The sequence below is a fragment of the Enterobacter sp. HNDS-6 genome (assembly GCF_039850505.1).
In the GTDB taxonomy this organism is placed as follows: domain Bacteria; phylum Pseudomonadota; class Gammaproteobacteria; order Enterobacterales; family Enterobacteriaceae; genus Enterobacter; species Enterobacter kobei.
Genome location: NZ_CP156673.1, coordinates 4,528,104 through 4,548,975, shown reverse-complemented (window position 1 = coordinate 4,548,975; position 20,872 = coordinate 4,528,104). Strand labels below are relative to the sequence as shown.

20 protein-coding genes are annotated in these 20,872 nt (G+C 52.8%); 13 read left to right on the top strand and 7 right to left on the bottom strand.

Annotated features, from left to right (window positions below; all coding sequences use genetic code 11):
* The first annotated feature begins 235 nt into the window (after positions 1-235).
* Positions 236-1,282 carry a protease SohB gene (gene sohB, locus ABFI50_RS21250; RefSeq protein WP_014884092.1) on the top strand — a complete coding sequence of 349 codons (1,047 nt, stop codon included), beginning with the start codon at positions 236-238 and terminating at the stop codon, positions 1,280-1,282.
* A gap of 34 nt (positions 1,283-1,316) precedes the next feature.
* On the opposite strand, the gene ABFI50_RS21245 is transcribed toward sohB, so the two are convergent.
* The gene (locus ABFI50_RS21245) at positions 1,317-1,568 is read right to left on the bottom strand and encodes a YciN family protein (protein WP_003856804.1); all 252 of its coding nucleotides are present in this window, start codon (positions 1,566-1,568) and stop codon (positions 1,317-1,319) included.
* 399 nt (positions 1,569-1,967) lie between these two features.
* On the opposite strand from ABFI50_RS21245, the gene topA reads away from it, so the two are divergent.
* From topA to acnA, 6 genes are all read left to right on the top strand, one after another.
* Positions 1,968-4,565 (top strand): type I DNA topoisomerase, encoded by a 2,598-nt coding sequence (gene topA, locus ABFI50_RS21240; RefSeq protein WP_347485029.1) that lies wholly within the window; start codon positions 1,968-1,970, stop codon positions 4,563-4,565.
* 187 nt (positions 4,566-4,752) lie between these two features.
* Entirely contained in the window at positions 4,753-5,727 is a 975-nt protein-coding gene (gene cysB / locus ABFI50_RS21235) for an HTH-type transcriptional regulator CysB (RefSeq protein WP_006175683.1), read from the top strand.
* Positions 5,728-6,065: 338 nt separating this feature from the next.
* Positions 6,066-6,206, top strand: a complete 141-nt coding sequence (locus ABFI50_RS21230; RefSeq protein ID WP_213391151.1) for a YmiA family putative membrane protein — start codon at positions 6,066-6,068, stop codon at positions 6,204-6,206.
* Between the two features lie 2 nt (positions 6,207-6,208).
* Positions 6,209-6,379 (top strand): hypothetical protein, encoded by a 171-nt coding sequence (locus ABFI50_RS21225; RefSeq protein WP_032629003.1) that lies wholly within the window; start codon positions 6,209-6,211, stop codon positions 6,377-6,379.
* A gap of 138 nt (positions 6,380-6,517) precedes the next feature.
* Positions 6,518-6,616 (top strand): small membrane protein YmiC, encoded by a 99-nt coding sequence (gene ymiC, locus ABFI50_RS21220; protein ID WP_014884088.1) that lies wholly within the window; start codon positions 6,518-6,520, stop codon positions 6,614-6,616.
* Between the two features lie 163 nt (positions 6,617-6,779).
* Positions 6,780-9,455, top strand: a complete 2,676-nt coding sequence (acnA, locus tag ABFI50_RS21215) for an aconitate hydratase AcnA (RefSeq protein WP_347485026.1) — start codon at positions 6,780-6,782, stop codon at positions 9,453-9,455.
* A 36-nt stretch (positions 9,456-9,491) separates the two neighbouring features.
* Here acnA and ribA read toward each other — a convergent pair whose 3' ends face one another.
* The gene (gene ribA / locus ABFI50_RS21210) at positions 9,492-10,082 is read right to left on the bottom strand and encodes a GTP cyclohydrolase II (protein WP_008501210.1); all 591 of its coding nucleotides are present in this window, start codon (positions 10,080-10,082) and stop codon (positions 9,492-9,494) included.
* Positions 10,083-10,279: 197 nt separating this feature from the next.
* On the opposite strand from ribA, the gene pgpB reads away from it, so the two are divergent.
* From pgpB to yciH, 5 genes are all read left to right on the top strand, one after another.
* On the top strand, positions 10,280-11,047 hold the full coding sequence (pgpB, locus tag ABFI50_RS21205) for a phosphatidylglycerophosphatase B (RefSeq protein ID WP_023330548.1): 768 nt from the start codon (positions 10,280-10,282) through the stop codon (positions 11,045-11,047).
* Between the two features lie 148 nt (positions 11,048-11,195).
* Entirely contained in the window at positions 11,196-11,504 is a 309-nt protein-coding gene (locus ABFI50_RS21200; RefSeq protein WP_014884085.1) for a LapA family protein, read from the top strand.
* A gap of 6 nt (positions 11,505-11,510) precedes the next feature.
* Positions 11,511-12,680 (top strand): lipopolysaccharide assembly protein LapB, encoded by a 1,170-nt coding sequence (gene lapB / locus ABFI50_RS21195; RefSeq protein WP_014884084.1) that lies wholly within the window; start codon positions 11,511-11,513, stop codon positions 12,678-12,680.
* 185 nt (positions 12,681-12,865) lie between these two features.
* Complete coding sequence (gene pyrF / locus ABFI50_RS21190; RefSeq protein ID WP_014884083.1) at positions 12,866-13,603, top strand: orotidine-5'-phosphate decarboxylase; 738 nt, start codon at positions 12,866-12,868, stop codon at positions 13,601-13,603.
* On the top strand, positions 13,603-13,929 hold the full coding sequence (gene yciH, locus ABFI50_RS21185; protein WP_014884082.1) for a stress response translation initiation inhibitor YciH: 327 nt from the start codon (positions 13,603-13,605) through the stop codon (positions 13,927-13,929). The genes pyrF and yciH overlap by 1 nt, the downstream gene beginning before the upstream one ends.
* A 104-nt stretch (positions 13,930-14,033) precedes the next feature.
* On the opposite strand, the gene osmB is transcribed toward yciH, so the two are convergent.
* The 3 genes from osmB to ABFI50_RS21170 form a co-directional block, all read right to left on the bottom strand.
* Positions 14,034-14,252 (bottom strand): osmotically-inducible lipoprotein OsmB, encoded by a 219-nt coding sequence (osmB, locus tag ABFI50_RS21180; protein ID WP_008501216.1) that lies wholly within the window; start codon positions 14,250-14,252, stop codon positions 14,034-14,036.
* 263 nt (positions 14,253-14,515) lie between these two features.
* Positions 14,516-15,268: a DNA-binding transcriptional regulator YciT gene (locus tag ABFI50_RS21175; RefSeq protein ID WP_014884081.1), complete on the bottom strand. Its 753-nt coding sequence runs from the start codon at positions 15,266-15,268 to the stop codon at positions 14,516-14,518.
* A gap of 43 nt (positions 15,269-15,311) precedes the next feature.
* Positions 15,312-15,494, bottom strand: coding sequence for a hypothetical protein (locus ABFI50_RS21170; protein WP_014884080.1), 183 nt, complete (start codon positions 15,492-15,494; stop codon positions 15,312-15,314).
* A 193-nt stretch (positions 15,495-15,687) separates the two neighbouring features.
* On the opposite strand from ABFI50_RS21170, the gene ABFI50_RS21165 reads away from it, so the two are divergent.
* Positions 15,688-16,557 (top strand): crotonase/enoyl-CoA hydratase family protein, encoded by an 870-nt coding sequence (locus ABFI50_RS21165; RefSeq protein WP_014884079.1) that lies wholly within the window; start codon positions 15,688-15,690, stop codon positions 16,555-16,557.
* Here the strand turns inward: ABFI50_RS21165 and pdeR are convergent.
* Positions 16,554-18,545 carry a cyclic di-GMP phosphodiesterase gene (pdeR, locus tag ABFI50_RS21160; RefSeq protein WP_014884078.1) on the bottom strand — a complete coding sequence of 664 codons (1,992 nt, stop codon included), beginning with the start codon at positions 18,543-18,545 and terminating at the stop codon, positions 16,554-16,556. The two genes, ABFI50_RS21165 and pdeR, sit on opposite strands and share 4 nt — an antisense overlap.
* Positions 18,546-18,868: 323 nt before the next feature.
* Complete coding sequence (locus ABFI50_RS21155; RefSeq protein WP_347485021.1) at positions 18,869-20,803, bottom strand: exoribonuclease II; 1,935 nt, start codon at positions 20,801-20,803, stop codon at positions 18,869-18,871.
* Positions 20,804-20,872: the final 69 nt, after the last annotated feature.

Here is a 20,872-nt window from a genome sequence, read left to right as displayed (position 1 = left end):
CACGGTGACTCAATGGCGCCTTCATAATGACTTTTCGGCTTTATGCCCGAATTAGCGTGAGAATTCAATCAGTCTACAGGACGTATTACTGTAAAATTAACAATTTGCAAATATTTAAACCGTCGGCCGGGGATTCCTGAAGATGGCTCGCACAGGTAATGTCACGGGCGAGACGCAAAGGCAGGGCTGTTGTACACTGCCGTGAAAGATTCGTGGTTAAATCAAGGTGGAACGCGTGGAATTACTTTCTCAATATGGGTTGTTTTTGGCTAAAATCGCGACGGTGGTGATTGCCATTGCGGTCGTTGCCGTTCTGATTGTCAATCTCACGCAGCGCAAACGTCAGCGTGGGGAGTTACGCATTACCCGTCTGAGCGAGCAGTACAAAGAGATGCAGGAAGACATGTCCCTCTCACTGCTTGATAGCCATCAACAGAAGGCATGGCTGAAGGCCCAGAAGAAAAAGCACAAGCAGGAAGCCAAAGCCGCAAAGGCGAAAGCTAAGCTTGCAACGCCACAGTCTGACGCGAAGCCTCGCGTCTATGTACTCGATTTTAAAGGCAGTATGGATGCGCATGAAGTCGCTTCGCTACGGGAAGAGGTGACTGCCGTTCTGGCCGTGGCCACTCCGCAGGATCAAGTGGTGGTGCGTCTTGAAAGCCCAGGCGGCGTTGTGCACGGCTACGGACTGGCCGCTTCTCAGCTACAGCGTCTGCGAGAAAAGCAGATCCCGCTTACCGTGGCGGTAGATAAAGTCGCGGCAAGTGGTGGCTATATGATGGCCTGCGTAGCGGACAAAATTGTTGCGGCACCGTTCTCCATCATTGGCTCTATCGGCGTGGTCGCACAGATCCCAAACTTTAACCGTTTTCTGAAGAATAAAGAGATTGATATCGAACTGCACACGGCGGGTCAGTACAAACGTACCCTGACGCTGCTGGGGGAAAATACGGAAGAAGGGCGCCAAAAATTCCGTGAGGATCTCAACGAAACGCACCACCTGTTTAAAGATTTCGTACACCGTATGCGCCCAACGCTGGATATTGAGCAGGTCGCTACAGGCGAACACTGGTACGGTATTCAGGCGCAGGAAAAAGGGCTGGTAGATGAAGTGGGGACCAGCGACGATCTGCTGCTCAACCTGATGGACGGAAGGGAGCTGATAGGCGTGCGGTTCACCCAGCGTAAGCGCCTGATGGACCGCTTTACCAACAGTGCAGCGGAAAGCGCAGATCGCCTGCTGCTTCGCTGGCTACAGCGCGGACAAAAACCGCTGCTGTAAGCAAAAACGCGAGGCATATGCCTCGCGTTTTGCATTAATCGACCAGGTGATATTTTTCAGAAAGCGTATGCGCCAAGTATTTAAACATATTAAACACAGCGGTGCTTTTTGGGGTAGGTAATCCCTGTTCGTCAAGGAAGTATTCGCCGCTGAAAACCAGCACGCCATTACGCTGCTCTACACCGGTGGCTTCGATGCCCGCCAGGGTATCTTCGTGGTCACGGATAAGCTTATTTGCTTCGATAAGCAGAGAGGCTCGGTCAATAGGTTGGGTCGTATTCTGCATAATCCACTCCTTAAACAGTGACAATAGTCTACGCCGGGGGCGCTTTGGGGGCAAATTTTCCCTGTTTTGTGAGGGGATAAGATACAGGGGGCAGGTTGGCGGGATTTGCTTTTGCATGCTAATAAAGTTGCGTAACGAATTTTATCAGGTAGAGTGTGCGCTTTCGTCATTCTGGCAACAGAATTGCTTGACATTCGACCGGGAACTCGTCACGAATTATACGAGGTGTGAGAAAAATACCCGATAACTCAATCACCTGGGCGTCTTTCCTCAGACACCCGGTAGGACAAAGGGGTTGATATCTCCTGACGCAGCCGCAATATCATTGGCTCGTCGTCAGCGGAAGGGAAATCAACGTGCGGCGTATTCCTGGAAGAATTAAATTAGGTAAAGGTGAATATGGGTAAAGCTCTCGTCATCGTTGAGTCCCCGGCAAAAGCCAAAACGATCAATAAGTATCTGGGTAATGACTACGTGGTTAAGTCCAGCGTGGGTCATATCCGCGATTTGCCGACCAGTGGCTCAGCCAGCAAAAAGAGCGCAGACTCTACCTCCACCAAAGGGGCTAAAAAGCCTAAAAAGGATGAACGTAGCGCGCTTGTCAACCGCATGGGTGTTAACCCATGGCACAACTGGGATGCACAATACGAAGTGCTGCCCGGAAAAGAGAAAGTCGTTAACGAGCTGAAGCAGCTGGCTGAAAAAGCAGACCACATTTATCTCGCAACCGACCTTGACCGCGAAGGGGAAGCCATTGCATGGCACCTGCGGGAAGTGATCGGGGGCGATGACAAACGCTACAGTCGCGTAGTGTTTAACGAAATTACAAAAAATGCGATTCGTCAGGCGTTTGAGAAGCCTGGCGAGCTGAACATCGACCGTGTCAACGCCCAGCAGGCGCGTCGCTTTATGGACCGCGTTGTAGGCTATATGGTCTCTCCACTGCTGTGGAAAAAGATTGCCCGTGGCCTGTCCGCAGGACGTGTGCAATCCGTCGCCGTGCGTCTTGTCGTTGAGCGTGAACGCGAAATTAAAGCCTTCGTGCCGGAAGAATTCTGGGAAATTGACGCCAATGTGACCACGCCGGGCGGTGACGCTCTGCCACTGCAGGTGAGCCATCAGAAAGATAAGCCTTTCCGTCCTGAAAACCGTGACCAGACCATGGCTGCCGTCGCGTTGCTGGAAAAAGCACGCTATCAGGTGCTGGAACGTGAAGATAAACCGACCAGCAGTAAACCTGGCGCGCCGTTTATCACGTCTACCCTGCAACAGGCGGCGAGTACGCGCCTTGGCTATGGTGTGAAGAAAACCATGATGATGGCCCAGCGCTTGTATGAAGCGGGTTACATCACCTACATGCGTACTGACTCAACGAATCTGAGCCAGGATGCGGTAAACATGGTACGCGGTTATATCAGTGATAATTTCGGTAAAAAATACCTGCCGGAAAGCGCCAATCAATTCGCCAGCAAAGAGAACTCTCAGGAAGCGCACGAAGCGATTCGTCCTTCTGATGTCTCTGTGTTAGCCGAGTCGCTGAAAGATATGGAAGTCGATGCCCAGAAGCTGTATCAGCTGATCTGGCGTCAGTTTGTCGCCTGTCAGATGACGCCTGCGAAGTATGACTCCACGACGCTGACCGTCGGTGCGGGCGACTTCCGTCTCAAAGCGCGCGGTCGTATCCTGCGTTTCGACGGCTGGACAAAAGTCATGCCTGCGCTGCGTAAAGGTGATGAAGACCGTACGCTGCCAGCGGTGAACAAGGGAGATGAGCTCTCTCTGGTTGATCTCGTTCCTGCTCAGCACTTCACCAAGCCGCCTGCGCGCTTTAGTGAAGCGTCGCTGGTGAAAGAGCTGGAAAAACGCGGTATTGGTCGTCCATCGACCTACGCGTCAATCATCTCGACGATCCAGGATCGCGGCTACGTTCGAGTTGAAAACCGTCGTTTCTATGCGGAAAAAATGGGTGAGATCGTCACCGACCGTCTGGAAGCTAATTTCCGCGAGTTGATGAACTACGATTTTACCGCGCAAATGGAAGACAGCCTCGACGAGGTTGCCAGCCATAAGGCGGAGTGGAAGAAGGTTCTCGACAGCTTCTTCAGCGATTTTACCAACCAGCTTGAAAAAGCGGAGAAAGATCCTGAAGAGGGCGGCATGCTGCCTAACCAGATGGTTCTGACCAGCATCGACTGCCCAACCTGCGGCCGCAAGATGGGTATTCGTACGGCAACCACGGGCGTCTTCCTTGGCTGTTCCGGCTATGCGCTGTCGCCAAAAGAGCGCTGCAAAACCACCATCAACCTGGTGCCGGAGAACGAAGTTCTCAACGTGCTGGAAGGTGAGGATGCGGAAACCAACGCTCTGCGTGCTAAACGCCGCTGCAAAAAATGCGGCACGGCGATGGACAGCTACCTGATCGATCCTAAACGTAAGCTGCACGTCTGCGGTAATAACCCAACGTGTGACGGGTATGAGATTGAGGAAGGTGAATTCCGCATTAAAGGCTATGACGGCCCGATTGTGGAGTGCGAGAAGTGTGGCTCTGAAATGCACCTGAAAATGGGGCGTTTCGGGAAGTACATGGCGTGCACCAACGACGAGTGTAAAAACACGCGCAAAATTCTGCGTAACGGTGAAGTGGCTCCGCCGAAGGAAGATCCGGTTCCGTTGCCAGAGCTGCCGTGTGAAAAATCCGACGCGTACTTCGTGCTGCGTGATGGTGCTGCGGGTGTCTTCCTGGCGGCCAATACCTTCCCGAAATCGCGTGAAACACGTGCGCCGCTGGTAGAAGAACTGCACCGCTTCCGTGACCGTCTGCCAGAAAAACTGCGTTACCTGGCCGATGCGCCACAGCAGGATCCTGAAGGCAATAAGACGGTGGTTCGCTTTAGCCGTAAAACGAAGCAGCAGTACGTGGCGGCAGAGAAAGAGGGCAAAGCGACCGGCTGGTCCGCCTTCTTTGTCGATGGCAAATGGGTTGAAGGCAAGAAATAAGCTTGCCTGACCGTCACTTACCAGTGAAAGGGCCGGACTTCCGGCCCTTTTTTATTACCTTATTATTATTTTTTGTTCCGTACTATACAGTCAGGCTATAAATGATATAGTGGTTATAGTTAACCCATTTCTTATTATCAAATCGTCTTAAGCGATTGACCGCGTGCGCTAAATCGGATGGTCTGGCATGAAATTACAGCAGCTTCGTTATATCGTTGAGGTGGTGAATCACAACCTTAATGTCTCTTCTACTGCCGAGGGGCTATATACCTCGCAACCGGGCATCAGCAAGCAGGTTCGCATGCTGGAGGATGAATTAGGTATTCAGATTTTCGCCCGTAGCGGTAAGCACCTTACGCAGGTGACGCCAGCGGGGCAGGAAATTATTCGCATTGCGCGTGAAGTCCTCTCCAAAGTCGATGCGATTAAATCTGTTGCGGGAGAACATACCTGGCCAGATAAAGGCTCGCTGTATATTGCCACCACGCACACCCAGGCGCGCTATGCATTACCTGGCGTCATTAAGGGCTTTATCGAGCGTTATCCGCGCGTCTCTTTGCATATGCATCAGGGGTCACCGACGCAAATCGCTGAAGCGGTGTCGAAGGGGAATGCCGATTTTGCCATCGCGACGGAAGCGCTCCACCTGTATGACGATCTGGTAATGCTTCCGTGCTATCACTGGAACCGATCGATCGTAGTGACTCCCGATCACCCGCTGGCGGGGAAAGGGTCGGTGACGATTGAAGAGCTGGCGCAATATCCGTTAGTCACCTATACGTTTGGCTTTACCGGACGTTCCGAGCTTGATACCGCCTTTAATCGTGCCGGGTTAACTCCACGCATTGTCTTTACCGCTACCGATGCCGACGTCATCAAGACTTACGTACGGCTTGGTCTGGGCGTGGGCGTTATTGCCAGCATGGCGGTCGACCCGGTGTCAGACCCTGATCTGGTACGTCTTGATGCACACGATATTTTTAGCCACAGCACCACAAAAATTGGCTTCCGTCGCAGTACCTTCCTGCGTAGCTATATGTATGATTTTATTCAGCGCTTTGCCCCGCATTTAACGCGTGACGTGGTGGATACCGCCGTTGCATTACGCTCAAATGAAGATATTGAAGAGATGTTTAAAGACATCAAACTCCCCGCAAAATAATCACACCCGGTATCTTTCCCTAACGGAAAGATACCGAAATACCGCCTTAAAGCTAAATTAGAATTATCATCATCTGCGCTCTCCCTGCCATATATTGTCATTATCCTTTTATTTTTTATGGTTTTAATGTCGTGAATTGGCGACAAAAATAGAAACTAATTAACGGCTACGCAAATTTTTCTTTTCAAATATTTATTTGTGGTCAAAAGAATGAATATTTCATACCTCCGGATGCGTAAATTCACTGGCTTTTCGGCTAAAGTTTCTTTAGGATTTATCTCAACAGATGATTAATTGTACCAATTGTTTGGTCCTAAATGATAAGCGATATCGATTATATGAGGTTAGCAATGCCTTCAGGAAGTGAAGAACCGCAAAGGGATCCTGCGCTCAAGCGTAAAGCCTGGCTGGCGGTCTTTCTCGTCTCCGCCCTGTTCTGGCTGATGGTTGCTCTCCTGGCCTGGAAATATTGGGGTTGAATATGGCAGTGACGGTACGTACAGAAACGGTAAAACAGATGTGTCAGCGTCATGACACTGTCCACAAAGGACGTAAGGCTCCTGCGACAGTTGTGCCTGCATCCTGGAAACTGACGCCGCAGCAGCAAGCCTTTATTGATGTGTTCGCGGAAGACGAACCCAAAAAACAATAATTTAGTTTTTTGCGTAATGATGCATTGGGTCTGAATAACGACTATGCACCTTTGTACTCTTTAATAAATACACATCAGCAATATCGCACTGAGGACCTGCCTCGGAATGTTTAATAAATAATGCCTGGTGTCCCTATGATGAATAACATGACGTCTCACAAATACTGGTCATGGATTGGCGTGTTTACCCTGTCGATCCTGTTCTGGAGTCAGCTCATCTGGCTGGCCATCCGCTAAATGATAAAACCTCGCTGCGGCGGGGTTTTTTGTTTTGACGTCCTCTGGACCATTCCTAAATTTATCAATTCGGGTTGTTATCAAAACGTTACGACATCTTTGTGTTATCTTTAATTACGGCCCTGATGATTGTCAGGACATCTCTGTAATTAAGGAGGAGCTTATGTCGTTAACCCTACGCGAAGCCAGTAAGGACACATTACAGGCAGAAAATAAAACCTGGCATTACTATAGCCTGCCGCTGGCTGCCAGAACGCTTGGGGACATTTCGCGTTTACCCAAGTCCTTGAAAGTTCTGATGGAAAACCTCTTGCGCTGGCAGGACGGTGATTCCGTCACGCTCGATGATATCCAGGCGCTGGCGGGGTGGCTGAAGCATGCCCATGCCGACAGAGAAATCGCCTACCGCCCGGCAAGGGTCCTGATGCAGGACTTTACCGGTGTACCTGCCGTGGTGGATCTCGCCGCGATGCGCGAGGCGGTTAAACGCCTCGGCGGCGATACGGCCAAAGTGAACCCGCTTTCCCCCGTTGACCTCGTGATTGACCACTCCGTGACCGTTGACCATTTCGGTGATGACGATGCCTTTGGCGAGAACGTCCGTCTGGAGATGGAGCGTAACCACGAACGTTATGTTTTCCTGAAGTGGGGCCAACAGGCATTCAGCCGCTTTAGCGTGGTTCCACCGGGCACGGGTATTTGCCACCAGGTTAACCTTGAGTATCTCGGTAAAGCCGTCTGGAGCGAATTACAGGACAAAGAGTGGGTGGCTTATCCGGATACGCTGGTGGGTACAGATTCCCACACCACCATGATTAACGGCCTCGGCGTGCTGGGCTGGGGTGTCGGCGGAATCGAAGCGGAAGCCGCCATGCTCGGTCAGCCGGTCTCCATGCTGATTCCGGATGTCGTGGGCTTTAAGCTGACAGGAAAACTGTCAGAAGGCATTACCGCGACCGATTTGGTACTTACCGTTACGCAAATGCTGCGCAAGCATGGGGTGGTGGGCAAATTTGTTGAGTTCTACGGGGACGGGCTGGATTCGCTGCCCCTGGCTGACCGCGCGACCATTGCCAACATGGCACCAGAATATGGCGCAACCTGTGGCTTTTTCCCAATTGATGACGTCACGCTGGAGTACATGCGTCTGAGCGGACGCAGCGAAGAGCAGGTGGCGCTGGTAGAGGCCTATACCAAAGCGCAGGGTATGTGGCGCAATCCGGGCGATGAACCGGTATTTACCAGTACGCTTGAGCTTGATATGGGCAGCGTTGAGGCAAGCCTCGCCGGGCCAAAACGTCCGCAGGATCGCGTCGCGTTGACAGACGTGCCGAAAGCCTTTGCGGCCAGCAATGAGCTGGAAGTCAACGTGGCGAAGAAAGACCATCGTCCCATCGACTATGTGTTGAACGGCCATCAATATCAACTTCCGGACGGGGCGGTTGTGATTGCCGCCATCACCTCCTGTACCAACACCTCAAACCCCAGTGTTTTAATGGCGGCCGGTCTGCTGGCGAAAAAAGCGGTTGAACTGGGTCTGAAACCTCAACCGTGGGTCAAAGCCTCGCTGGCGCCGGGCTCCAAAGTGGTTTCGGATTACCTGGCGCAGGCTAAGCTGACGCCTTATCTTGATGAGCTGGGCTTTAACCTCGTGGGGTATGGCTGTACGACCTGCATTGGTAACTCCGGTCCGCTGCCTGAGCCCATTGAAACGGCGATCAAGCAGGGCGATTTGACGGTAGGCGCCGTACTTTCCGGCAACCGTAACTTTGAAGGGCGTATTCATCCACTGGTCAAAACCAACTGGCTTGCTTCGCCGCCCCTGGTGGTGGCCTATGCGCTGGCCGGGAATATGAACATTAACCTGGTGACCGATCCGATTGGTCACGATCGCAAGAACGATCCCGTCTACCTGAAAGATATCTGGCCGTCCTCGCGTGAAATTGCGATGGCCGTTGAAAAGGTCTCTACCGAGATGTTCCGCAAAGAGTATGCGGAGGTCTTCGAAGGCACGCCAGAATGGAAAACCATCAATGTCGTGGGGTCGGACACCTATGACTGGCAGGATGACTCGACCTATATTCGTCTGTCTCCGTTCTTTGATGAGATGCTCGCCGAGCCTGCGCCGCTTAAAGATATTCATGGGGCGCGCATCCTGGCCATGCTGGGGGATTCTGTCACCACTGACCATATCTCTCCGGCGGGGAGTATCAAAGCCGACAGCCCGGCGGGCCGTTATTTGCAAAGCCGGGGAGTGGAGCGCCGCGATTTTAACTCCTACGGTTCGCGCCGCGGTAACCATGAAGTCATGATGCGGGGCACGTTTGCCAACATTCGCATTCGTAATGAAATGGTTCCGGGGGTGGAAGGGGGGATGACGCGCCATCTGCCGGGGACGGACGTCGTGTCGATTTACGATGCAGCCGTGAAATATCAACAGGAAGGTACGCCGCTGGCGGTGATTGCCGGGAAAGAGTACGGTTCCGGTTCCAGCCGTGACTGGGCGGCGAAAGGGCCGCGGCTGCTGGGCGTTCGTGTGGTGATCGCCGAGTCGTTTGAACGTATTCACCGCTCGAACCTCATCGGCATGGGGATCCTGCCGCTTGAGTTCCCGCTGGGCGTAACCCGTAAAACGCTGGGGCTGACCGGAGAAGAGCAGATTGATATTAGTGGTCTGCAAAACCTGCAGCCGGGTAAAACGGTGCCGGTGAAGCTGACGCGAGCTGACGGGAAGACGGAGGTACTGGACTGCCGGTGCCGTATTGATACGGCAACCGAATTGACCTACTACCAGAACGACGGCATTTTACACTATGTGATTCGTAAGATGCTCGATTGATAAAAAAGCCCGGCGCCTATGCCGGGCTTTTTACTTTCACTCTTTCAGCAGATGGCCCATCTTGGCGGCTTTAGTATCAAGATAGTGGGCATTTTTCGGGTTGCGGCCAACAATCAGCGGCACACGTTCGACAATGTTGATTCCCGCTTCGGTGAGGATTTCCACTTTTTTGGGGTTGTTCGTCAGCAGACGAACCTCGTCGACGCCCAGCAGCTTGAACATGTCCGCACACAGGGTGAAGTCACGTTCATCGGCGGCAAAACCGAGCTGATGGTTGGCTTCTACCGTATCGTAGCCCTGGTCCTGCAGCGCGTATGCGCGGATTTTATTCAGCAGGCCAATATTACGACCTTCCTGACGGTGATAGAGCAACACACCGCGGCCTTCTTCGGCAATATGAGAAAGGGCAGCTTCCAGCTGGAAACCGCAATCACAGCGCAGGCTGAACAACGCATCGCCGGTCAGACACTCCGAATGGACGCGGGACAGCACCGGCGTCTGCCCTGAAATATCGCCGTAGACCAGCGCAACATGATCCTGTCCGGTTGCCAGTTCTTCAAACCCCACCATCAGGAAATCGCCCCATGGGGTTGGCAGTTTGGCTTCTGCCACACGTTTAAGCTGCATGTGATTCTCCAGAGTAGGCTGACACGTTTCGTGTCTTGCGCCTGTTTTACTTTCTGTATCTGTTCATTTTGCCACAAGCTCAGCACGTTCGCCTAATGGGCACCATGCTATATGAACGTTAAACGCACGATCCGACATCTCCACCCATCGGATGAATTTCAGTTATGATTGTGAGGCTTAGCGTAAAAGGAGAAGACATGCTTTCAATCGCCAGACGTACGGCAGCAGGCGCGGCCATTTTACTGATTATGCCTTTGACCGTATGGGTCTCCGGCTGGATGTGGCAGCCCGGGCAGAATGCCACGTGGCTGAAAACGTTGTACTGGGTAACGGAGACGGTCACGCAACCGTGGGGAATTATCACCCATATCATTCTCTGTGGCTGGTTCCTGTGGTGCCTGCGTTTTCGTCTGCGCGCGGCGCTGATGCTCTTTGCTATCCTGGGTGGCGCGATCGTTATTGGTCAGGGCGTTAAGTCCTGGGTGAAAGACCATGTTCAGGAGCCACGACCGTTTGTCGTCTGGCTGGAAAAAACACACCATATTCCGGTAGATGAGTTCTACAATTTAAAGCGTAAAGATCGCGGTGCGCTGGTGAAAGAACAGCTTACGGAACAGCAGGATATTCCGAAGTTCTTGCGTAAACACTGGCAAAAAGAGACGGGCTTCGCGTTTCCTTCCGGCCACACGATGTTTGCGGCCAGCTGGGCGCTGTTGGCTGTTGGGCTGCTTTGGCCACGACGTCGAACGGTTACCATCGGGATTTTACTGATCTGGGCAACGGGGGTGATGGGCAGCCGCTTGCTGCTGGGGATGCACTGGCCACGGGACCTGGTGGTCGCTACGCTGATCTCATGGCTGCTGGTGACGCTGGCAACCTGGCTTGCGGAACGACTCTGTGGCCCGCTTACGCCACCGCCTGAAGAGAAAGAAGAAATCGCCGAAAGGGAGCAAAGCGACGCCTGACGGTTGATATTGCGCATTTCGCCCATAAATCCATGACGTGTGCGTCACTTTTTCCGTTTCGCGCCCGTCGCTAAAATGGTAGTTTATAAGGCTGATTGCGGTAAGTTGAACACACTTTATTCGCTTGAACCACATAACGGGAAGTAATGTGAAATATTTACTCATTTTCTTACTGGTATTGGCGATTTTTGTCATTTCAGTCACATTGGGTGCACAAAACGATCAACAGGTGACGTTTAACTATCTGCTGGCGCAGGGCGAGTATCGCGTATCAAGTCTGCTTGCGGTCTTGTTTGCCGCAGGCTTTGCCATTGGCTGGCTGGTTTGCGGTCTGTTCTGGCTGAAAGTCCGTGTTTCTCTTGCACGCGCTGAACGTAAAATTAAACGACTTGAGCATAACATTGCGCCTGCGTCCGACATTCCGGAAAGCTCTGGTGTGCCGGTCGTGAAGGAATAATCGACGATGCTGGAGTTGTTGTTTCTGCTTTTGCCTGTAGCCGCTGCCTATGGCTGGTATATGGGCCGCAGAAGTGCGCAACAAACAAAGCAGGATGAGGCTAACCGTCTCTCTCGCGACTACGTTGCGGGGGTGAACTTCCTTCTGAGTAATCAGCAGGATAAAGCGGTAGACCTGTTCCTCGATATGCTGAAAGAGGATACGGGGACCGTCGAAGCCCATCTCACGCTCGGTAACCTGTTCCGCTCGCGTGGCGAGGTTGACCGTGCCATCCGTATCCACCAGACCCTCATGGAAAGCGCCTCGCTGACCTATGATCAACGTCTCCTCGCGGTCCAGCAACTGGGGCGCGATTACATGGCTGCCGGGCTGTACGACCGCGCTGAAGATATGTTCTCGCAGCTGATTGATGAAACGGATTTCCGTATCGGTGCGTTGCAGCAATTACTGCAAATTTATCAGGCCACCAGCGAATGGCAAAAAGCCATTGATACTGCCGAGCGGCTGGTGAAGCTGGGTAAAGATAAGCAGCGTGTTGAGATAGCCCATTTCTACTGTGAACTTGCCCTTCAGCAGATGGGCAACGACGACATGGACAAAGCCATGGCGTTGCTGAAGAAAGGTGCAGCAGCAGATCGCAATAGCGCGCGTATCTCTATCATGATGGGACGCGTTTTTATGGCGAGTGGCGATTACGCCAAAGCCGTTGAAAGCCTGCTTCGGGTGATTGACCAGGACAAAGAGCTGGTCAGTGAAACGCTGGAGATGCTGCAAACCTGCTATCAACAGCTGGGCAAGCAGGAAGAGTGGGTAGCATTCCTGCGCCGTTGCGTGGAAGAGAATACCGGCGCAACCGCAGAGCTGATGCTCTCAGACGTGGTTGAGCAGTACGAAGGGACCGACACCGCGCAGGTGTATATTACCCGTCAGCTACAGCGTCATCCGACGATGCGGGTATTCCATAAACTGATGGATTACCACCTGAACGACGCAGAAGAAGGGCGAGCCAAAGAGAGCCTGATGGTGCTGCGCGACATGGTCGGCGAGCAGGTGCGGAGTAAACCGCGCTACCGTTGCCAGAAGTGTGGTTTTACCGCGTATACGCTTTACTGGCATTGTCCTTCCTGCCGGGCCTGGTCCACCATCAAGCCAATCCGTGGTCTTGACGGACAGTAATTTTTTAAAACACCTCATTTTAGTTACAACATACTGTTGATTTTTACCCCTTCCTTAACACCGTGCGGTGTGCCAGCCTGGCAGGGGCGCAAATGGATTCTGTCAATTTGCGGCGGCGGCAGGTAGAATGCTGGCCGTTTATCTGTTCCGCGCCGCTGCGCGCCCATAGACGAAAAGGGCTGGTCATGACGTCTGTTACTTCCTCCACTTCCCGCGTTATTACGGATTCTCCTGTTGTTGTCGCGCTTGATTACAATAAGCGTGACGCTGCACTGGCCTTTGTCGACGGTATCGATCCTCGCGATTGCCGCCTGAAAGTTGGTAAAGAGATGTTCACGCTGTTTGGACCGCAAATCGTCCGCGATCTACAGCAGCGTGGTTTCGATGTCTTCCTCGATCTCAAGTTCCATGACATCCCGAATACCACGGCGCACGCCGTTGCCGCCGCCGCAGAGCTGGGTGTATGGATGGTCAACGTCCATGCGTCGGGCGGAGCGAGAATGATGACTGCCGCACGTGAAGCCCTCCTGCCGTTCGGGAAAGATGCGCCATTGCTGATTGCGGTGACCGTATTGACCAGTATGGACGAAAGTGATTTACGCGATCTTGGCGTGACATTGTCACCTGCCGAACATGCCGAGCGTCTTGCGCGTCTGACGCAGAACTGCGGTTTGGATGGCGTCGTCTGCTCCGCACAGGAAGCGGTCCGCTTCAAATCAGAACTGGGCAAAGATTTTAAACTGGTCACGCCGGGTATTCGTCCGGCAGGCAGCGACGTAGGCGATCAGCGCCGTATTATGACGCCTGAGCAGGCGCTGGCTGCTGGTGTGGATTATATGGTTATCGGGCGGCCAGTAACGCAGTCAGCTAACCCGGCAGAGACGCTTAAGGCAATCAACGCATCACTGAAAAAGGGGGCGTAATGACCGATTCCAACAGTCGTCTGGTCTACTCAACGGAGAGTGGGCGCATAGATGAGCCGAAAACCAAAGTGGAACGTCCGAAGGGCGACGGTATTGTGCGTATCCAGCGTCAAACCAGTGGACGAAAAGGGAAAGGGGTTTGCCTTATCTCAGGAATTGACCAGGATGATGCTGAACTAACAAAACTGGCGGCTGAGTTGAAAAAGAAATGTGGCTGCGGTGGGGCCGTGAAAGACGGCATTATCGAAATTCAGGGTGATAAACGCGATTTAATTAAATCGCTGCTTGAAGCAAAAGGCATGAAAGTCAAACTGGCAGGCGGTTAAAATAAATGAGCCACGGCAAATGCCGTGGCTCGTGATATATACGTGCGTAAGTCAGACCTGAAATGCGACGCTAAATCGCGATGTCGGGAAGGCTTATAGAATAATTATTTGCCAACCTGGTGACCGATAATACCACCAACAGCAGCGCCACCCAATGTACCCAGCGTGCTACCATCTGTTAAGACTGCACCACCGAGTGCACCTGCACCGGCACCAATGGCGGTGTTACGGTCACGTTTAGACCAGTTAGAGCATGCGCTCAGGGACATTGCTACAGTGATTGCCAGAACAGCGGCGGCTAATTTTTTGCTGGTTAAGGTCATAATACTTTCTCCTGAATTATCGATTCACGGAAAGAGGTACACGTTAAGTATAGACAAAACGAATACCTAATTCTTTTTTCCGTGAAAGCTGGTCGCGCAGGCGTTACGTAATCACGCAAGTGATAGTCACTTCCTGTTATATCGCTAACATTAATTTTACGACTTTAATGCGGGTTAAACAGGTAAAAACTCTTAAAGGGGGGTTAGGAATCGTCTCAGACGAAGGGATATGCAGGCGCCCGAATGACGGGCGCGAAATGGACTCAGGCGGACGTTTTAATAATATCGACAATCAGACCGTCTTCTTCCAGCTTATTACGATGCTCGTCACTTAACCGTTCGTCGGTAATGACGCGACTGAAGCGTGAGACGGGACCCATTGTGTAAGGATGGACGGCGCCAAATTTGGAACTGTCAGTGAGCACAATGGCTTCACACTCTTTTTCCAGTACGGCATTCACCACGTCAGTGCGCATCATATCCCGGCCGGTGAAACCTGTTTCCGGCTGCCAGCCGTCAATGCCGATAAAGGCCTTACTGAAATGCACCTGCTGAACATATTGCCGGGTCAGCGGGCCCACCATGCTTTCACTTTTCTTTTGGTAAATGCCACCCAGCAAAATGACCTCACAGCGCGTCTCTTTGAGTAAATGGGCGATATAGCTGCTGACAGTGATGATAGTCACGTCTTTTTGTTCCGCGAGCGTCCGTGCCAGAAGGGCGTTGCTGCTGCCGTTTTCAATAAAGACCGTCTCGCCAGGGTTTACCAGTGATGCGGCAAACTCAGCCAGTTCACGTTTAAGCGCGTAGTTATTCATCATGCGCGTCTCAACGTCGTCGCTGTCCAGCGGCACGGCATAACCATGCGCACGGCGCAGGTAACTCTGTTTTTCCAGCAGATTAAGATCCTGACGAATGGTGACTTCGGAGACGCCGGTGGTTTTAGCGAGATCGACCACGCTTACACGCCCCTGATCGATGACCATCTGCAAAATGAGTTGTTGTCGGGAATTCATAGCATCCATTTAATAAAGCGAAACGAGGTCGGAAACGGTGGGATTACACTTCCCACGGCGCTTTTGGCTGTTTGTTTTCGGGGGCGTTGTCAGCGCCATTCTGAGCAAGAAGTTCAGACTTCAGGATCTCGAGATTACGGATCGCAGAGTGATAATCACCCGCTACCAGAATATCCAGCACGGTATCAATACGTTGTGCTACAGCTTGTGGATCAATAGTAGACATAATCTCTCCCCGGGAGCGAAAAGTGAATAATTTCAATGATGCAGAAAATGGGGTCAAAAGAGAAGGGAAAAAATGCGATAACGAAATTACATAAATGAAAGTGATAAATTTATTCCCCCTCATATAGCAGGCTTAATCGGTGGATTAGTCTAAAACTGCGCGCAAGGCGCTTTTTTATATGAGGAATTGGACTATGACAGTTATCAATCAGCCTACCTGTACACTGTTTACCGATACTGAACGTTTCACGCAGCTCTCAGGGTATTACGAGGCGGAGCGACGCACCGTCTGGATGATGCTGCGGGCTCAGCCGCGTCCTTGCTTCAACCATGCCTTAATTGAGGAGATCATGAACCTTTCCTGGCTGGTCCGTCAGTCGGGTTTTGCGGTCGATTTTTGGGTTACCGGCTCGCTTGTTCCTGAAATGTACAACGTGGGAGGGGACTTGCAGTTCTTCGTCGAGTGCATTCAGAACGGGCGGCGTGAAGCGTTACGGGCGTATGCCCGCGCCTGTGTTGATTGCGTCCATGCGGCGTCAAGAGGGTTTGATACGGGGGCCATCACGCTGGCAATGGTCGAAGGCAGCGCATTAGGCGGCGGATTTGAGGCAGCGCTGGCGCACCATTTTGTCCTGGCTCAGCGTGATGCCCGGTTAGGTTTCCCGGAAATTGCCTTTAATCTGTTCCCGGGGATGGGGGGGTATTCTCTGGTCGCACGACGTTCAGGCATGAAGCTGGCGGAGGAGCTCATCTACAAAGGGGAGTCCCACACGGCAGAATGGTACGAGCAGCACGGGCTGGTGGATGTACTGTATGAACCCGGGCAAAGCTACGTCTCGGTCAGGACCTTCATCGACACATTGCGGCCAAAACTGAACGGCGTAAGAGCCATGCTGCGTGCTCGTACGCGCGTTCTGCAGTTGCCACGCAGTGAGCTGATGGATATTACCGAAGACTGGGTCGATGCCGCATTTTGCCTTGAGCCGAAAGATATCGCCTACATGGAGCGTCTGGTGATGCTGCAAAACCGCCATCATGCGGCGGGCTTACGCAAGGCCAGCTAGCGCTGTTGTCGCGCCTGATAGCGTTTTAGCCATCGCTCGAATGCGGCAGCGGGCATCGGCTTAGCAAAAAGGAAACCCTGCCGTTCGTTGACGCCATTCTTAGTCAGAAAGGCGTCTTCTTTTGCATTCTCCACCCCCTCGGCGATCACCTGCAGATTCAGGGCCTGTGCCACTGCGACAATGGCGCGTACCAGAGACTGAGAGATGGACTGCTTATGAATATCTCTGACAAAAGATTGATCGAGTTTAATGGCGTCAATAGGAAAACGCGCCAACTGGGAAAGGGAAGAGTAGCCCGTACCAAAGTCATCCAGATGTATTTGTGCCCCGAGTCGGCTGAATTGCTGGATCACCGAAAGCGCCAGCTCTTCGTTTTCGATGAGACAGCTCTCTGTTAACTCGACGTCGATAGGGCAGTACTCAAAATGCAGATCCTTAAGCGCCTGCTTTAAATCGCTGAAAATCGTCTGGTCGGCAAGCTGACGTGCAGAGACGTTCACGGCCACGCGCAGGTTAATCCCCTTGTCACGCCATTTCGCCACCTGACGAACCACGTCGAGCATCACCCAGCGCCCCAGCGGCACAATCAAACCGGACTCTTCGGCATAAGAGATAAATTCCAGCGGTGGGATCAAGCCGCGCTCCGGCGACTGCCAGCGGACCAGCGCCTCAAGACTTCTGACCTCACCGCGCCAGGTCATTTTAGGCTGGTAGTGAATCAGAAGCTGATCGTTATCCAGCGCTTTACGCAGATTGGTATCCAGCCAAAGATACTCAAATACGCGCTGGTTCATTTCAGGGGAGAAGACGCAGAACTTACCCCTGCCATTTTCCTTGGCGGTGTACATTGCCGTATCGGCATTGCGAATCACACTTTCCCGATCGTTCCCGTGCTGCGGCGCGAGGGCGATCCCCAAAGAACAGCCGGTATATATCTCAATCAGCCCGATTCTGAACGGCTGGCGCAGGCGGGTCAGAATGCGCGACGCCATAGCTTCCAGCGAGCCCTGAGACGTATTCGTGGCCATCACGATAAACTCATCGCCGCCGAGCCGGGCCAGAACCTGCCCCTCGTCAAGGCAACTCAGAATGGCGAGTGCAACCGCCTGTAAGAGCTGATCGCCAAACATATGCCCGTAGGCATCGTTGACCTTTTTGAAGTTATCCAGGTCAAGATACACCACGCCAACCTGCGTTTCGCCCCGATGGTTGATGGCGTCTGAGATCTGTTCGTGGATGGCATTGCGGTTGGGTAAACCGGTGATGGTATCGGTATTGGCCAGCACGCGCAGGCGCTCCTGCGCCCGACGTTCCTCGGTAATGTCGGTGCCGGAGCAAATAAGAAATATTTCGTTTTTACCGCTGCCGCTGTGAACGAATTTGTTTCTGAACAGAAACAAGCGTTGTCCTTTCCGCGTCTTGATCCAGCGTTCGACTTCGTAGGAGCTGCCATTACGGAAGAAACCGGTGATATTTCGCTTCGAGGCTGCCGCCTCGCTGCGACTCATAAACAATTTGAACACGTTCTGACCGATCACTTCCTGCTCTTTCAGACCGGTATACTCTTCGCTCAGGCGATTAAAACGCTGAATATTGCCGTGCTGATCGAGAATCACAATGACGGAATTCGCTTCCGAAACCACCTGTTCCGCGAAGGAGAGTCCTTGAGCGAGATCGCGTGCTACGGAGGGGGTATCGTTCCAGGCCGATGCCGTGCCGGCCCACTCGTTTCGGGTGATTTTGCGGCCGACAAGATGCACGGGAACCTCTTCGCCATACAGGGAGAGGTTCATTGAAATGCTGGAGGTAATTACCGTTAACTGGCGGATCAACGTGGCTTGTTCATCGTCCAGCGTCACCACCTGAGTCGCATCGGCATTTTCGCTGGCGGCAAGGTGCAGAGCGTTGCTGTCTGCCGACAATCGCCACCACGGACTGTGAGTACCCATGTAACGAAACAGCAAATTCTGCTCAAGATCGTCGATCATGATTTCTCCCGCTGCTACTCATTAGCGCACAAATTATTCATTTGCAGTCGACTTTTCCGTTGTGAAACAGCGGTAAAACCGAAGTGAACGTATTGTTTTTCCCTGCTTTCTTATAATAAAACGAGTCTGCCAAAAAAGAATACTGAGCATCCAGCTATTCAGGTGACCGAATATGACGGCACTCTTTTACTGTAGATAATTATGGCCATTTTGGGCGGGGGGAATCGGAAAATAGTCAGAAAAAATGATGAATTTGTGGGGCGGGTTAAAAAGAAAAATTGTCGGCCTTCCCGAACGGAAATGGCCGACAATTTAGCGGGTTATCAGACAGCTGGTCGCGCGATAATACTGCGGGTTTCCATGCGGACTTCAGCGATAGTTACGTCAATCACCTCAGTGACTTTGTAAACTGTTTCACCTTTAATCTGCACGGTGCCACTTTCCTGGCTACAGACCAGTTCGTCACGAACGGCATGCAGGAACGGGGCAGGGATAAAGGCGACAGCACCGTTATCCACCAGACGGACACGCATCCCGCCGCGGCTGATATCAATAATCTCCGCAGCGAAGCGGGTGTCGGTTCCGGCCTTATCCTGCAGGAAACGCGCGTACAGCCAGTCTCCAACGTCACGTTCCGCCATGCGGTTCAGACGGCGACGCTCAGCCATCTGCACGGTCGTGTCGTCCTGAGGGCGTGCAATCGTTTCGCCTTTGATAATCGCTTTCAGCAGACGGTGGTTAACCATGTCGCCATATTTACGAATTGGGGATGTCCAGGTGGCGTAAGCTTCCAGACCGAGGCCGAAGTGCGGGCCTGGTTCGGTGCTGATTTCAGCGAAGGACTGGAAGCGGCGAATACGGCTATCAAGGAAACCGGATGGCTGTGCGTCCAGCTCGCGGCGAAGCTTGCAGAATCCTGGCAGCGTCAGGACTTCTTCCGGATCAACATGCACATCGTGATTCTTCAGCAGGGCCGCCAGCGCTTCGGTATTGGCCGGATCGAATCCGGTGTGAACGTTGTAAATTCCAAAGCCCAGCTTGTCGCGCAGCACGCGTGCGGCGCAAATGTTGGCGGAAATCATCGCTTCTTCGACGATGCGGTTAGCAATGCGTCGCTGCTCGGCCACGATATCCAGCACTTCACCTTTCTCACCGAGAACAAAACGGTAATCCGGACGATCTTTGAACACCAGGGCGTGGGTTGTACGCCATTCGCCACGCTTCAGGCAAATACGGTGCAGCAGACGAATCTGCGCCGCGATGGCATCGGATTCAGGTTTCCAGCTGCCGGTGTTTTCCAGCCAGTCAGAGACATTGTCATAGGCCAGCTTGGCTTTGGATTCGATGGTGGCGGCAAAGAATTCGATATCGTCTTCAATCGTCCCATCCGCGGCGATGGTCATGCGGCAGGCGAGAGCCGGGCGCACTTCATTTGGGCGCAGCGAGCAGAGATCGTCTGACAGTTCGCGCGGCAGCATCGGGATGTTAAAGCCTGGCAGGTAGTTGGTAAACGCACGAATTTTGGCCGTTTCGTCCAGTTTACTGCCTTGTGCAATCCAGGCGGTAGGATCGGCAATGGCGACGGTCAGATGCAGTTTGCCATCGGCGCTCTGTTCAGCGTAGAGCGCATCGTCCATATCTTCTGTGCTGGCGCTGTCGATGGTGACAAATTCCAGCGCAGTGAGATCGCGGCGCGTCAAACCTTCGTCCTGCATTTCAGTCGCTACGCCGTTCGGCGCTTCTTTTTCAAGATTATGGCGCGCCAGCGTGACCCACCACGGGACGAAATGGTCATCGCCAAAGGTGATGAACTGCGTCAGTTCTGCATAGAAACCACGGTCGCCTTTCAGAGGATGACGGCGCATTTCTGCTACGGCCCAGTCACCTTCTTTAAAATCATGCTCAACGCCGCGGGCGGCCCGGCAGGGAATGGCATCTTTCAACAGGGGATGATCCGGCACGATAGAAAGACGATCGTCTTTTCGCTGAACCTTACCGACAAAGCGGGTCAGGAACGGTTCAATCAGTTCTTCCGGCTCAGCGGATTCACGTTCCTTCTCTGTATGAATGACGGCCATGACGCGATCGCCATGCATCACTTTCTTCATCTGCGGTGGCGGAATGAAGTAGCTTTTCTGCGCGTCAACTTCAAGGAAGCCAAAGCCCTTTTCCGTGGCTTTCACGACCCCTTCTGCACGCGGCGTCTGGGAATGCAGTTGCTGTTTAAGCTGCGCTAGCAGCGGGTTGTCCTGAAACATAATGTTCTATTTTCGTAGCCATTGAGCGGCTGACAGTTTTACGCGATTCTCACTTCTACAGCAAGCGGT

Coding starts and splice junctions, on each gene's coding strand:
- ABFI50_RS21170 (WP_014884080.1), bottom strand. CDS start 15,494: ATGTCTACTATTGATCCACAAGCTGTAGCACAACGTATTGATACCGTG.
- yciH (WP_014884082.1), top strand. CDS start 13,603: ATGACCGATTCCAACAGTCGTCTGGTCTACTCAACGGAGAGTGGGCGC.
- pdeR (WP_014884078.1), bottom strand. CDS start 18,545: ATGATCGACGATCTTGAGCAGAATTTGCTGTTTCGTTACATGGGTACT.
- ribA (WP_008501210.1), bottom strand. CDS start 10,082: ATGCAGCTTAAACGTGTGGCAGAAGCCAAACTGCCAACCCCATGGGGC.
- ABFI50_RS21155 (WP_347485021.1), bottom strand. CDS start 20,803: ATGTTTCAGGACAACCCGCTGCTAGCGCAGCTTAAACAGCAACTGCAT.
- pyrF (WP_014884083.1), top strand. CDS start 12,866: ATGACGTCTGTTACTTCCTCCACTTCCCGCGTTATTACGGATTCTCCT.
- lapB (WP_014884084.1), top strand. CDS start 11,511: ATGCTGGAGTTGTTGTTTCTGCTTTTGCCTGTAGCCGCTGCCTATGGC.
- ABFI50_RS21230 (WP_213391151.1), top strand. CDS start 6,066: ATGAGGTTAGCAATGCCTTCAGGAAGTGAAGAACCGCAAAGGGATCCT.
- ABFI50_RS21245 (WP_003856804.1), bottom strand. CDS start 1,568: ATGCAGAATACGACCCAACCTATTGACCGAGCCTCTCTGCTTATCGAA.
- osmB (WP_008501216.1), bottom strand. CDS start 14,252: ATGACCTTAACCAGCAAAAAATTAGCCGCCGCTGTTCTGGCAATCACT.
- ABFI50_RS21175 (WP_014884081.1), bottom strand. CDS start 15,268: ATGAATTCCCGACAACAACTCATTTTGCAGATGGTCATCGATCAGGGG.
- cysB (WP_006175683.1), top strand. CDS start 4,753: ATGAAATTACAGCAGCTTCGTTATATCGTTGAGGTGGTGAATCACAAC.
- ymiC (WP_014884088.1), top strand. CDS start 6,518: ATGAATAACATGACGTCTCACAAATACTGGTCATGGATTGGCGTGTTT.
- acnA (WP_347485026.1), top strand. CDS start 6,780: ATGTCGTTAACCCTACGCGAAGCCAGTAAGGACACATTACAGGCAGAA.
- ABFI50_RS21225 (WP_032629003.1), top strand. CDS start 6,209: ATGGCAGTGACGGTACGTACAGAAACGGTAAAACAGATGTGTCAGCGT.
- ABFI50_RS21165 (WP_014884079.1), top strand. CDS start 15,688: ATGACAGTTATCAATCAGCCTACCTGTACACTGTTTACCGATACTGAA.
- pgpB (WP_023330548.1), top strand. CDS start 10,280: ATGCTTTCAATCGCCAGACGTACGGCAGCAGGCGCGGCCATTTTACTG.
- topA (WP_347485029.1), top strand. CDS start 1,968: ATGGGTAAAGCTCTCGTCATCGTTGAGTCCCCGGCAAAAGCCAAAACG.